Source organism: Paracoccus gahaiensis (assembly GCF_005048225.1).
GTDB lineage: Bacteria > Pseudomonadota > Alphaproteobacteria > Rhodobacterales > Rhodobacteraceae > Paracoccus > Paracoccus gahaiensis.
In genome coordinates, this window is the sequence record NZ_SUNI01000001.1 from 440,789 (window position 1) to 453,991 (window position 13,203).

Here is a 13,203-nt window from a genome sequence, read left to right on the forward strand (position 1 = left end):
GGGCCGATCATGCGTCAGCCTCGGTCAGCTTGTCCAGCAGGTCGGCGGCAATGCGGCGCGTCACCGGGCCCTGGCGCGCCATCGCGGCCAGGTCCATCGCCGCCACCAGACGCCGCGCCAGACCCAGATCCCGGTCCATGTGCAGCACCAGCCAATCGATCAGCCCCGAGGGCACCGCCAGCTGCCGGTCCGCGAACAGCTTGACCAGCACGGCGGCCAGCAGCGCCTCGTCCGGGGGGCCAAGCCGCACCTGCGGCATCGCATCCATCCGGGACCGCAGGTCCGGCAGCACCAGCCCCCAATCGCGCGGCGGCGTGCGCGCGGTCAGCAGCAGCAGGCATTCGCGCGGCCCGCAGAGGTTCCACAGGTGGAACAGCGCCTGCTCGGCCCCCGCCGCGAAGCCCGCATGGTCGGCATCCTCGACCACCACCGCGCCGCCCTCGGCCGCCAGCAGATCGGCCCCGTCGGGGCGCAGGGCGGCGGCGGTGATGCGCCGCGCGCCGTTCTCGGCCGCCCAGAAGGCCGCCAGATGGGACTTGCCCGACCCCTCGGGGCCGATCAGCAGCATCCGCCCCTGCGGCCAGTCCTGCGGGCGTTCCAGCGCCGCCAGCGCCGCATGATTGGCGGGCGCGGGCAGGAAATCCGCCCGCGCATGGGCGGGCGGCGTGGTCAGGTCCAGCGTCAGTTGCCGAGAGAGGGGAAAGCCCGTCGTCACGCGGCCCTACCCTTCGGCGTCCCGGCGGGACAGGTCTTCCTGCATGTCCTCGATCTGCTGCCGGCTGCGCACCCGGTCCGAGGCCATGCGCGCGGCCCGCAGGCGGTCGGCCACGGTGCCGGTGGGCACCATCTCGACCAGCAGGGGCTGGGCCGGCTCGTCCGGCACCGCTTGGCCCGTGAACAGCGAGCTGTCGCGGTACTGTGCGATCAGGAAGCGGGCCAGCACGCCGAGCGCCGCCGCCATCGGCACCGCCATGACCAGCCCCACGAAACCGAACAGCGTGCCGAAGACCGACAGCGCCAGCAGCAGCCAGACCGGATGCAGGCCGACATGGCCGCCGACGATCTTGGGCTGCAGATAGTTGCCCTCGACGATCTGGCCGATGGCGAAGATGGCCACCACCGCGCCGATCCACAGCGGATCGCCCCAGAAGCTGAACAGCGCCACGCCGATGGCGGTGGCCCCGCCGATCAGCACGCCCACATAGGGGATGAAGGACAGGACCGCCGCCATGATCCCGATGAAGAAGCCGAAGGGCAACCCGACCAGCATCAGCCCGAAGGCGTACCATGTCCCCAGGATCGCGATCACAACCGCCTGCCCGCGCAGGAAGCCCGACAGCGCGTCGTCGATTTCCGAGGCCAGCTGGCGGATGGTGCCGGCATGTTCGCGCGGCAGGTAGCGGTCGATGGCCTCGACCATGTTGTCCCAGTCCAGCAGCAGGTAGAAGGCCACCACCGGCACGATGACCAGAAGCGCGATCCAGCCCAGCACGCCCGTCACCGAGCCCAGCACCGTCGAGGCCAGCCGCCCCGCCTGCTCGCCCACCGCGGCCTGCAGGTCGACCAGCGTCTGCTGCAGCCCCGCGCCCTGCGGGATCAGGTCGGGAAAGCGGCTGTCGAAGAACATCCGGCCCTGCTCCAGCATCTCGGGCGCGGTCTCGACCAGGGCGGTGGCCTGGCGCAGCAGGATCGGCACGATCAGCAGCATCACCGCCACGAAGGCCAGCACGACCGCGAAGGTGATCACGACGACCGCCAGGGTGCGCGACAGGCCCGCCCGCTCCAGCCGGTCGGCGACCGGGTCCAGAAGATAGGCGATTCCGGCGCCCAAGATGAAGGGCAGCACGGCCTGGCCCAGCAGCCACAGGGTCAGCGCCAGCGTGAAGGCCGCGATCCCCCACCACATGACCTGCTTGCGTACGGGGATGCGCATGGTTCGACCTTTGCCCTGACTCTGCCCTGAAAACTGCGGCGAATGTGCCGCCCCCGCGCGCCGGTTGCAAGCGCCATGCTTGGCAAGGCCGGGCCGATCCGGTAACGCTGCCCAAACCGTTTCGAAGGACTTCGACCATGCGCCTGTCGCGATATTTCCTGCCCGTGCTGAAGGAAGACCCCAAGGAGGCGCAGATCGTCAGCCACCGCCTGATGCTGCGCGCGGGCATGATCAAGCAGCAGGCGGCGGGCATCTATTCCTGGCTGCCCCTGGGTTTCAAGGTCCTCAAGCGGATCGAGCAGATCGTCCACGAGGAGCAGCAGCGCGCGGGCCATATCCCCATGCTGATGCCCACGCTGCAGCCCGCCGACCTGTGGCGCGAATCCGGCCGATATGACGATTACGGTGAGGAGATGCTGCGCGTCACCGACCGCCACAAGCGCGACCTGCTGTACGGGCCCACGAACGAGGAGATGATCACCGATATCTTCCGCGCGCATGTGAACAGCTACAAGGACCTGCCGCTGACGCTGTACCACATCCAGTGGAAGTTCCGCGACGAGATCCGCCCCCGCTTCGGCGTGATGCGCGGCCGCGAGTTCCTGATGAAGGACGGCTACAATTTCGACCTGACCAAGGAAGACGCGCTGCATGCCTATAACCGGCATCTGGTCAGCTATCTGCGCAGCTACGAGCGCATGGGCCTGCAGGCCATCCCGATGCGCGCCGATGGCGGGCCGATCGGCGGCGACTACACGCATGAATTCCTGGTGCTGGCCGAGACCGGCGAATCCGAGGTCTTCTATGACAGCCAGATCACCGACCTGACCTTCGGCGACCGGCAGATCGACTATGACGACGTGGTCGAATGCCAGGCGGTGCTGGAGGAGTTCACCTCGCGCTATGCCCGCACCGACGAGACGCATGACGCGGCCATCTTCGATCAGATCCCCGAGGAGCGCCGCCGCACCGCGCGCGGCATCGAGGTCGGCCAGATCTTCTATTTCGGCACCAAGTATTCCGAGGCGATGGGCGCGACCGTGCGCACCTCGGACAGCAGCCAGGTGCCGGTCCACATGGGCAGCCACGGCATCGGCGTCAGCCGCCTGCTGGGCGCGATCATCGAGGCCAACCACGACGACCGGGGCATCATCTGGCCCGAGGGCGTGACGCCCTTCCACGTGGGCATCGTGAACCTGAAGCAGGGCGACAACTCGACCGACAGCGCCTGCCAGGCGATCTATGCCGAATTGCAGCATCGCGGGATGGACCCGCTCTATGACGACCGGGACGAGCGGGCGGGGGCGAAATTCGCCTCGATGGACCTGATCGGCCTGCCGTGGCGCATCACCGTGGGGCCGCGCGGCCTGACCAACAACAAGGTCGAGCTGACCTGCCGCCGCACCGGCCAGACCGAGGAACTGTCCCCCGCCGATGCGATCCACCGGGTGGCGCAGATCTATCAGCCGGTGCTGGGCCTGACGGTCCAGGACCGGTGATCGGGCTGCTGCGACTGGCGCTGGCGGCGGTCGTGGCCGCGCTGCTGTCGCAGTTCCCGGCGTTTTCGGACCATTACGTGCAGCGGCTTGGCGGGCAGGTCGATGCGCTGACACTGGTGGCGCAGGATTTCGACGCCAGCGCCGCCCGCGCCGACATGACCCGCGACGAGGCGCTGGCCGACCTGTCGGGCAGCGCCTTCCGCGACGGCCACCGCGCCGACATGCTGCGCGCCTTCGGGCGGCTGGACCGGGCGCAGGCCGATCTGGCGATGCTGCGCCTGGCCGGACCGCTGGAACGGATGGTCCTGCCCCACCGTCTGCGCGACGCCGACACGCTGCGCGCCACCTGGACAGACTTCCGGCCTGCCCTGCCCCTGACCTCGTCGGGGCTGATCGCGGCTGGGATCGGCTTTGCCCTGGGCTGGGTGCTGGCGGCGCTGCTGGGGCGCCTTGCGGGCCGGACGCTGCGGCGCGACGAGCGGCTTGGCTGGCGCTGAGGCACGCCCTTGACGTGGCGCCCCGGTACGCAGGGCGGACCAGTTCACCCTTCCTTTTTCGGAAACCCGCTTCTAACGTGACGCGCAGGACAATGTTCCAACTGGGAGACAACCAAATGAAAAATCTTCTTCTTGCGACCGCCGCCGGTGCATTGATGGCCGGTGCCGTCGGCGCCGAGGAGATCAAGCTGGGCATCTCGCTCGGCTTCACCGGACCGCTGGAATCCATGGCCCCCGACATGCAGCAGGGCGCCGAGCTGGCGATGAAGGAAGTCAGCGATTCGGGCCTGCTGCTGGACGGATCGACCGTCACCGCCGTCACCGGCGATTCGACCTGCATCGATGCCGCCGCCGCCACCGCCACGGTCGAGCGCCTGATCGCCTCGGAAGGCGTCAAGGGCATCATCGGCGGCATGTGCTCGGGCGAGACCATCGCCTCGCTGGAGAACGTCGCCAAGGCCAATGGCGTGGTGATGATCTCGCCCTCGGCCACCTCGCCGGCGCTGTCGACCATCGAGGATGACGGGCTGTTCTTCCGCACCTCGCCCTCGGATGCGCGCCAGGGGCAGGTGATGGCGGACATCCTGTCCGATCGCGGCATCACCAGCGTGGCCGTCACCTATACCAACAACGACTATGGCAAGGGCCTGGCCGACAGCTTCCAGGCGGCCTTCGAGGAGGCCGGCGGCAGCGTGACCGTGAACAGCGCGCATGACGACGGCAAGGCCGACTATTCGGCCGAGGTCGCCGCACTGGCCGCCGCCGGCGGCGAGGCGCTGGTCGTGGCGGGCTATGTCGATCAGGGCGGCTCGGGCGTGGTCCGCGCCTCGCTGGACACCGGCGCCTTCGAGACCTTCGTCTTCCCCGACGGCATGGTCGGCAACGCGCTGGAGTCCAATTTCGGGTCCGAAATCGAGGGCAGCTTCGGCCAGAACCCGGCCGCCGAAGGCCCGGGCCGCGACGCCTATCTGGCGATGGCCGAAGAGGCGGGCTTCGACGGCACCGGTGCCTTCTCGGCCGAGGCCTATGACGCGGCGGCGCTGATCCTGCTGGCGATGGCCAAGTCGGGCTCGTCGGATCCGGCGACCTACAAGGACAGCATCATGGACGTGTCCAACGCGCCCGGCGAGGAGATCCTGCCCGGCCAGCTGGCCCGCGCGCTGGAGATCATCGCCGAGGGTGGCGATGTCGACTATGTCGGCGCCACGGCGGTCGAGATGGTGGGCGGCGGCGAATCCGCCGGCAGCTATCGCGAGGTCCAGATCACCGACGGCAAGCTGGAGGTGGTCGGCTATCGCTGATCCCATCTGACGGCGGACAGCCCGGGGCGCGATCGCGCACCGGGCTGTTTTCCAAATTTATAACAGCCTCTTGCAGGCACATCTTCACCCCGAATGTGAAGACAGGGACGTAGAAGCATGATCAGGGTCGAGGACCTTCACAGACATTTCGGCGGCTTCCGCGCCGTCGACGGCGCCAGCCTGACCATCGAGACCGGCTCCATCACCGGGCTGATCGGCCCGAATGGCGCGGGCAAGTCGACGCTGTTCAACGTGATCGCGGGCGTGCTGCCCCCCACCTCGGGGCGCGTCTTCATGGATGGCGAGGACATCACCGGCCTGCCGCCGCACACGCTGTTCCACAAGGGCCTGCTGCGCACCTTCCAGATGGCGCATGAATTCAGCTCGATGACCGTGCGTGAGAACCTGATGATGGTGCCGGGCGCACAGGCCGGCGAGACGATCTGGAAGACTTGGTTCCAGCGCGGCCGGATCGAGCGCGAAGAGGCCGAATTGCGGCGCAAGGCCGATGAGGTTCTGGATTTCCTGACCATCCGCCACCTGACGCACGAGAAGGCCGGCAACCTGTCGGGCGGGCAGAAGAAGCTGCTGGAACTGGGCCGCACGATGATGGTCGACGCCAAGATCGTGTTTCTGGACGAGGTCGGCGCGGGCGTGAACCGCACCCTGCTGATGACCATCGCCGACGCGATCCTGCGCCTGAACCGCGAGCGCGGCTATACCTTCTGCGTGATCGAGCATGACATGGATTTCATCGGCAAGCTCTGCGACCCGGTGATCGTCATGGCCGAGGGCAAGGTCCTGGCCACCGGCAGCGCGCAGGACATCATGAAGAACGAGGCGGTGATCGAGGCCTATCTGGGCACCGGCCTGAAGAACAAGGACATGGTGGGCGCATGAGCGACACGACCTTCGGCAACCGGGGCAATCGCGACGCCTCGGTGGTGAACCCCAAGGGGCGCGGCACCATCGACGGCACCCGCCGCTCGGGTCCTTTGGGACCGGGACAGGCGGGGGATCCCTTCCTGATCGGCGAGGCGATGACCGGCGGCTATGGCAAGGGCGCTGACATCCTGCATGACTGCACCATCGCCGTGGAGCAGGGCCAGATCGCGGTGATCGTGGGCCCGAACGGCGCCGGCAAGTCGACCGCGATGAAGGCGATCTTCGGGATGCTGAACCTGCGCCAGGGCTCGGTCCGGCTGAACGGGCAGGACATCACCGCGCTGAACCCGCAGGACCGCGTCAAGGCGGGGATGGGCTTCGTGCCGCAGGTGAACAACATCTTCCCCTCGATGACGGTCGAGGAGAACCTCGAGATGGGCGCCTATATCCGCCGCGACGACATCAAGGCGACGATGGCGCAGGTCTATGACCTGTTCCCCGCCGTCGCCGCCAAGCGCCGCCAGGCGGCCGGAGAGCTGTCGGGCGGCCAGCGCCAGCAGGTGGCCGTGGGCCGCGCGCTGATGACCCAACCGAAGGTGCTGATGCTGGACGAGCCGACCGCGGGCGTCAGCCCCATCGTCATGGACGAGCTGTTCGACCGCATCATCGCCATCGCGCGGGGCGGGCTGCCGGTGTTGATGGTCGAACAGAACGCACGCCAGGCGATGATGATCGCCGACAAGGCCTATGTGCTGGTGCAGGGTGCCAATGCGCATACCGGCACGGGCGAGGAATTGATGAAGAACGACGAGGTGCGTCGCACCTTCCTGGGGGGCTGAGCCTGTGGATATCGCAAACGCCCTCGTGGTCTTTCTGAACTTCGTCTTCATCCCCGCCGCCGCCTATGGCGCGCAGCTGGCGCTTGGTGCGCTTGGGGTGACGCTGGTCTATGGCATCCTGCGGTTTTCCAACTTCGCGCATGGCGACACGATGGCCTTCGGGACCGGAACGGTGATCCTGCTGACCTGGGGGCTGCAGGCCATGGGGATCAGCGCCGGGCCCCTGCCCACCGCGCTGATCGCCCTGCCCTTCGGGATCGCGCTGACCGCGCTTCTGGTGCTGGGCACCGACCGCGCGGTCTATCGCTTCTACCGCAAGCAGAAGGCGGCGCCGATCATCCTGGTCATGGCCTCGGTCGGCGTCATGTTCGTGATGAACGGGCTGACGCGGGTGCTGATCGGCGTGGACGAATACCGCTTCGACGACGGCGCGCGCTTCATCATGGACGTGCGCACCTTCCGCGAGATGACCGGCCTGCCCGAGGGTCTGGCGCTGCGGTCCACGCAGGCGCTGACCGTGGGGGTGGCGCTGGTCGTCATGGTCGCGCTGTTCTGGTTCCTCAACCGCACCAAGTCCGGCAAGGCCATGCGCGCCTATTCCGACAACGAGGATCTGGCGCTGCTGTCGGGCATCGACCCCGAGCGGGTCGTGCGCCTGACCTGGATCATCGCGGCGGGGCTGGCGACCATCGCGGGCACGCTCTACGGGCTGGACAAGTCCTTCAAGGCGTTCAACTATTTCCAGATCCTGCTGCCGATCTTCGCCGCCGCCATCGTGGGGGGCCTCGGCAATCCGCTCGGCGCCATCGCGGGCGGGTTCCTGGTCGCGTTTTCCGAGGTGGCGGTGACCTACCCTTGGGTCCGCGTGGTGGGCTATCTGGTGCCGGGCTACGAGCCCTCGGGGCTGATGCAGCTGCTGGGGACCGAATACAAGTTCGCGGTCAGCTTCGTCATTCTGATCGTCGTCCTGCTGTTCCGGCCCACGGGCCTGTTCCGCGGAAAATCGGTGTAAGGGGAAGATCATGGCCACCAACCGTCAAGCCGCCTCCTCCTCCAGCCGCTGGCGCGCGCCGGTGCTGTTCGCCGTCCTCGCCGTGCTGTTCGTGCTGGAGGGGACGGTGCGCAATTCCATGTTCTCGGGCAGCTGGAACACCTCGCTGGCGATCCTGAACATGGGGCTGATATCCGCGATCACGGCCTTGGGCGTGAACATGCAATGGGGCTATGCGGGCCTCTTCAACGTCGGCGTCGTGGGCTTTCTGGCCATGGGCGCGCTGGCCCCGGTGCTGGTGTCCCTGCCCCCGGTCGAGGGGGCCTGGGCCGCCGGCGGCACCCGGCTGATGGGGGCGCTGCTGGTGGGCCTGGGCACGCTGGCCATGGCCAAGCTGGCCTGGACGCGCACGCGCAGCGGCATCGCCACCACGGCGGTGCTGATCGCGGGCTTCGTCGCCTATCGCTGGCTCTTCGACCCGGCGGTCGTCGCGATCGAGGCCAACAACCCCGCCCGCCACGGCAATATCGGCGGCCTCGGCCTGCCGGTGCTGCTGTCGTGGGCGGTGGGGGGCCTCTTCGCCGCCGCCGCGGCCTGGGCCATCGGCAAGGTCGCCCTGGGCCTGCGGTCGGACTATCTGGCCATCGCCACGCTTGGCATCGGCGAGATCATCGTCGCGGTCATGAAGAACGAGAACTGGCTGGCGCGCGGGGTGATGAACATCACCTCGATCCCGCGCCCCGTCGCGCAGGAGGTCGACCTGCAGAACAACCCCGACTTCGTCGAGTTCGCCTCAAGCTGGGGCTTTGCGGCCGCCGAGGCCTCGGGGATCTGGGTCAAGCTGTCCTACATGTCGCTGTTCCTGGTCGTGCTGTTGGCGATCATCCTGCTGGCCGAACTGGCGCTGAAATCCCCCTGGGGCCGGATGATGCGCGCGATCCGCGACAACGAGACCGCCGCCGAGGCGATGGGCAAGGACGTCACCCGCCGCCACCTGCAGGTCTTCATCCTGGGATCGGCGGTGATCGGGGTGGCGGGCGCGATGATGGTGACGCTGGACGGGCTGCTGGCGCCGACCAGCTACAACCCGCTGCGCTATACCTTCCTGATCTGGGTGATGGTGATCGTCGGCGGGTCCGGCAACAACTGGGGCGCGGTGCTGGGCGCGGTGACGATCTGGTTCCTCTGGATCAAGGCCGAGGTCTGGGGGCCGGCGCTGTTCGCGCTACTGACCGCGCCGCTGCCGGACAGCGCCTTCAAGTCCCACCTTCTGGACAGCGCGCCGCATATGCGCTTCATCGCGATGGGTCTGGTGCTGCTTCTGGTGCTGCGCTTCGCGCCCCGGGGTCTGCTGCCCGAGAAGTGACCTGAAAAAGGGGCGCGGTCTGATCCGCGCCCCTTTCCCGTCTGCTTGGCCGTCGTCTTACTGGCAGTCGTTGCCCAGAACGACGCTGTGCCACAGCCGCCCGTCGGCGCCCTGCACCACGCCGCTGCCGATCTCGTAGCTCAGCTGGCCCATCACCTGCTCGCGCTGCGGGCCCGGCACCGTCCAGGCCGCGACCGTGCCCTCGGGCGTGCCGCCGCTGCCGACAAGCTGCGCGACGCCGCAGGTCGGATAGCCGACCGAGCGGGCGCGATCGACCACGTTCGAGCCGTTCGAGCCCGCCACATCCGCGCGCCCCTGCTGGGCCATGTCGCAGGCATGGGACAGCGCGATCGTGTCCAGCGCCTCGCTCTGGGCCAGCACGGTCTTGCCATCGGCGGCCCGCGCGGCGTTCACGGCGGCGCCAAGCCGCGCGCCCTGCTCGGGATTGCCCGCGCATTGGGCGGCCAGTGCCTCCTCGGCGGCGGGGGCGGTCTCGGGCAGCGATATCATCGGGCCGGTCGCACAGGCGGAGAGGGACATCAGGCAGACAAGGGACAAGGACGATCGGAACATGGGACGGAAACCTCCGGTTCGGGCGCGCGGGCGCGGGTCTGTTGCGGGCAAACGCCCCCGCCTGTCGCCGGTTCCGCCCCCGAAGGGTCGCGACACTCTTGCAAGGTGCTGTTTCCGCGCTTAAAGCGCATCCATGACCCAGCACCAGCGCCTTCTGATCATCGACTTCGGCAGCCAGGTGACGCAGCTGATCGCGCGTCGCCTGCGGGAACTGAACGTCTATTGCGAAATCCACCCGTTCAACGCGGTGACCGACCAGGCCCTGCGCGACATGGCCCCGCAGGCGGTCATCCTGTCCGGCGGCCCGGCCAGCGTCACGACGCAAGGTAGCCCCCGCGCGCCCCAGGCCGTCTTCGAGCTGGGCGTGCCGGTCTTTGGCATCTGCTATGGCCAGCAGGTGATGATGGAGCAGCTGGGCGGCCAGGTCGAAGCCGGCCACCATGCCGAATACGGCCGCGCCTACATCACCCCCGCCCCGGGCCACAAGACCGACGGCATCTTCGCGGGCCTCTTCGGGACGGGCCGCGAAGAGGTCTGGATGAGCCATGGCGACCGCGTGACCAGCCTGGCGCCCGGCTTCGAGGTGATCGGCACCTCGCCCAATGCCCCCATCGCGATGATCGCGGACGAGACGCGCCATTTCTACGGCGTCCAGTTCCATCCCGAGGTGCATCACACCGCCAATGGCCGCACCATGCTGGAGAACTTCGTCCGGCTGGCGGGCTTCACCGGCGACTGGACCATGGCCAGCTACAAGGACGAGGCGATCCGCAAAATCCGCGAGACGGTGGGCGACCGCAAGGTCATCTGCGGCCTGTCGGGCGGCGTGGATTCCTCGGTCGCGGCGGTGCTGATCCACGAGGCGATCGGCGACCAGCTGACCTGCGTCTTCGTCGATCACGGCCTCCTGCGCCTGAACGAGGGCACCGAAGTCGTCAAGATGTTCCGCGACAACTACAACATCCCGCTGATCCATGCGGACGAGGCCGAGCTGTTCCTGGGCTCGCTGGAGGGCGTCAGCGACCCCGAGGTCAAGCGCAAGACCATCGGGCGGCTGTTCATCGACGTCTTCCAGAAATACGCCAGCGAGATCGACGGGGCCGAGTTCCTGGCGCAGGGCACGCTCTATCCCGACGTCATCGAAAGCGTCAGCTTCTCGGGCGGGCCCTCGGTCACGATCAAAAGCCATCACAACGTGGGCGGCCTGCCCGAAAAGATGGGCCTCAAGCTGGTCGAGCCGCTGCGCGAGCTGTTCAAGGACGAGGTGCGCGAGTTGGGCCGCGAGCTGGGCCTGCCCGCCAGCTTCATCGGCCGCCACCCCTTCCCCGGCCCGGGCCTCGCCATCCGCTGCCCCGGCGAGATCACCCGCGAGAAGTTGGAGATCCTGCGCAAGGCCGATGCCGTCTTCATCGACCAGATCCGCCGCCACGGTCTCTATGACGAGATCTGGCAGGCCTTCGTGGCCATCCTGCCGGTGCGCACGGTCGGCGTGATGGGCGACGGGCGCACCTATGATTTCGCCTGCGCGCTGCGCGCCGTGACCTCGGTCGACGGGATGACGGCGGATTACTATCCGTTCACCCACGAGTTCCTTGGCGAGACCGCGACGCGGATCATCAACGAGGTGCGCGGCATCAACCGCTGCACCTATGACATTACCTCGAAGCCCCCGGGCACGATCGAATGGGAATGACGGGCGAGTGGGAATGACAGGCTGACGCGGCACCCCGCCGCATCGTGAAACGGGACCGCGCGGGGCACCCTGTGCGTCCTGTCGTCTTCGGGGGTGCCCCATGCCGCGTCTGATCCTTGTGCTGGGCGACCAGCTGTCCCGCGACCTGTCCGCCCTGCGCGAGGCCCGCCCCGGTGACGTGATCGTCATGGCCGAGGTGATGTCTGAGGCCAGCTATGTCCGCCACCACCCCAAGAAGATCGCCTTCCTCTTCGCCGCGATGCGCAAGTTCGCCCATGCGCTGCGCGCCGAGGGGCTGACCGTCGCCTACACCGCGCTGGACGATCCCGACAACGGCCAGTCCATCCCCTCGGAACTGCTGCGCCGCGCGGCCGAGCATGGCGCCTCCGAGGTCTTCGCCACCCAGCCCGGCGAATGGCGCCTGATCTCCGCGCTGGACGATCTGCCCATCCCCCTGCGCCAACTGCCCGACGACCGCTTCCTGGCCAGCCATGCCGAGTTCGAGGCCTGGGCCGAGGGCCGCAAGGAATTGCGGATGGAGTGGTTCTATCGCGAGATGCGCCGCAAGACCGGGCTGCTGATGGAGGGCGACCAGCCCGAGGGCGGCAAGTGGAACTACGACCACGACAACCGCAAGCCCGCCCAAGCCGACCTGTTACGCGCCAGGCCGCCCCGGTTCGACCCCGACGACATCACCGCCCAGGTGCTCGATCTGGTCGAGGCCCGCTTTCCCGAGAATTTCGGCCGGCTGCGCCCCTTCACCTTCGCCACCGACCGCGACGGCGCCCTGCAGGTGCTGGACCATTTCATCGCCCATGCGCTGGACGAGTTCGGCCCCACCCAGGACGCGATGCTGCAGGACGATCCCTTCCTGAACCATTCGATCCTGTCGCCCTATATCAACGCAGGCCTGCTGTCGCCGCTGGAGGTCTGCCAGGCCGCCGCCGATGCCTATGCCAAGGGCCGCGTGCGCCTGAACTCGGCCGAGGGCTTCATCCGCCAGATCATCGGCTGGCGCGAATACATGCGCGGCATCTACTTCCTCGAAGGCCCGGATTACACCGCGCGCAATGCGCTTGGCCATCACCGCGACCTGCCGCCGCTCTACTGGGGGGCGCCCACAAAGATGAACTGCCTGGCCCATGCGGTCGGCCAGACGCGCGAGCATGCCTATGCCCATCACATCCAGCGCCTGATGGTGACCGGCAATTTCGCCCTGCTGGCGGGCTGCGATCCCCATCAGGTGCATGAATGGTATCTCGAGGTCTATCTAGACGCCTATGAATGGGTCGAGGCGCCCAATGTCATCGGCATGAGCCAGTTCGCCGATGGCGGCGTGGTGGGCTCCAAGCCCTATGTCAGTTCCGGCAACTACATCAACAAGATGTCGGATTACTGCAAGGGCTGCGCCTACAAGGTCGCGGCCAAGACCGGCCCGGACGCTTGTCCCTTCAACCTGCTCTATTGGGACTTTCTCGCCCGCCACCGCGACCGGTTCGAGGCCAATCCCCGCATCGGCCGGGTCTACGGCACCTGGGACCGCATGGAGGACGACCGGCGCCGGACGATCCGGGCCGAAGCGGCGGATTTCCTGCAGCGCCTGGATGCGGGCGAGCCGGTCTGAGC

General features: G+C 67.9%; 12 protein-coding genes. 9 read left to right on the forward strand and 3 right to left on the reverse strand.

Annotation, left to right across the window (positions count from 1 at the left end; all coding sequences use genetic code 11):
• Positions 1 to 7 precede the first annotated feature (7 nt).
• Together FA743_RS02160 and FA743_RS02165 are read right to left on the reverse strand one after the other, a co-directional pair.
• Positions 8 to 715, reverse strand: coding sequence for a P-loop NTPase family protein (locus FA743_RS02160; RefSeq protein ID WP_246054786.1), 708 nt, complete (start codon positions 713 to 715; stop codon positions 8 to 10).
• Between the two features lie 6 nt (positions 716 to 721).
• Complete coding sequence (locus FA743_RS02165; RefSeq protein WP_136884219.1) at positions 722 to 1,933, reverse strand: AI-2E family transporter; 1,212 nt, start codon at positions 1,931 to 1,933, stop codon at positions 722 to 724.
• Positions 1,934 to 2,070: 137 nt separating this feature from the next.
• Here FA743_RS02165 and proS point away from each other — a divergent pair, with 137 nt between their 5' ends.
• The 7 genes from proS (at position 2,071) to FA743_RS02200 (ending at position 9,311) form a co-directional block, all read left to right on the forward strand.
• A complete protein-coding gene (proS, locus tag FA743_RS02170; RefSeq protein WP_136884220.1) occupies positions 2,071 to 3,432 on the forward strand; it encodes a proline--tRNA ligase in 1,362 nt (453 codons plus the stop codon).
• Positions 3,429 to 3,929, forward strand: a complete 501-nt coding sequence (locus FA743_RS02175) for a DUF2937 family protein (protein WP_136884221.1) — start codon at positions 3,429 to 3,431, stop codon at positions 3,927 to 3,929. Before proS ends, FA743_RS02175 begins: the two co-directional genes overlap by 4 nt.
• Positions 3,930 to 4,045: 116 nt before the next feature.
• On the forward strand, positions 4,046 to 5,230 hold the full coding sequence (locus FA743_RS02180) for an ABC transporter substrate-binding protein (protein WP_136884222.1): 1,185 nt from the start codon (positions 4,046 to 4,048) through the stop codon (positions 5,228 to 5,230).
• Between the two features lie 117 nt (positions 5,231 to 5,347).
• Entirely contained in the window at positions 5,348 to 6,130 is a 783-nt protein-coding gene (locus FA743_RS02185; protein ID WP_136884223.1) for an ABC transporter ATP-binding protein, read from the forward strand.
• Positions 6,127 to 6,954 carry an ABC transporter ATP-binding protein gene (locus FA743_RS02190; protein ID WP_136884224.1) on the forward strand — a complete coding sequence of 276 codons (828 nt, stop codon included), beginning with the start codon at positions 6,127 to 6,129 and terminating at the stop codon, positions 6,952 to 6,954. The genes FA743_RS02185 and FA743_RS02190 overlap by 4 nt, the downstream gene beginning before the upstream one ends.
• 4 nt (positions 6,955 to 6,958) lie before the next feature.
• Positions 6,959 to 7,966 carry a branched-chain amino acid ABC transporter permease gene (locus FA743_RS02195; RefSeq protein WP_136884225.1) on the forward strand — a complete coding sequence of 336 codons (1,008 nt, stop codon included), beginning with the start codon at positions 6,959 to 6,961 and terminating at the stop codon, positions 7,964 to 7,966.
• Between the two features lie 10 nt (positions 7,967 to 7,976).
• Positions 7,977 to 9,311: a branched-chain amino acid ABC transporter permease gene (locus tag FA743_RS02200; protein WP_136884226.1), complete on the forward strand. Its 1,335-nt coding sequence runs from the start codon at positions 7,977 to 7,979 to the stop codon at positions 9,309 to 9,311.
• Between the two features lie 57 nt (positions 9,312 to 9,368).
• Here FA743_RS02200 and FA743_RS02205 read toward each other — a convergent pair whose 3' ends face one another.
• Positions 9,369 to 9,884 carry a CAP domain-containing protein gene (locus FA743_RS02205; protein WP_136884227.1) on the reverse strand — a complete coding sequence of 172 codons (516 nt, stop codon included), beginning with the start codon at positions 9,882 to 9,884 and terminating at the stop codon, positions 9,369 to 9,371.
• A gap of 133 nt (positions 9,885 to 10,017) precedes the next feature.
• On the opposite strand from FA743_RS02205, the gene guaA reads away from it, so the two are divergent.
• Both guaA and FA743_RS02215 read left to right on the forward strand, forming a co-directional pair.
• Positions 10,018 to 11,577 (forward strand): glutamine-hydrolyzing GMP synthase, encoded by a 1,560-nt coding sequence (gene guaA, locus FA743_RS02210; RefSeq protein ID WP_136884228.1) that lies wholly within the window; start codon positions 10,018 to 10,020, stop codon positions 11,575 to 11,577.
• Between the two features lie 100 nt (positions 11,578 to 11,677).
• The gene (locus FA743_RS02215; RefSeq protein ID WP_136884229.1) at positions 11,678 to 13,201 is read left to right on the forward strand and encodes a cryptochrome/photolyase family protein; all 1,524 of its coding nucleotides are present in this window, start codon (positions 11,678 to 11,680) and stop codon (positions 13,199 to 13,201) included.
• Positions 13,202 to 13,203 lie beyond the last annotated feature (2 nt).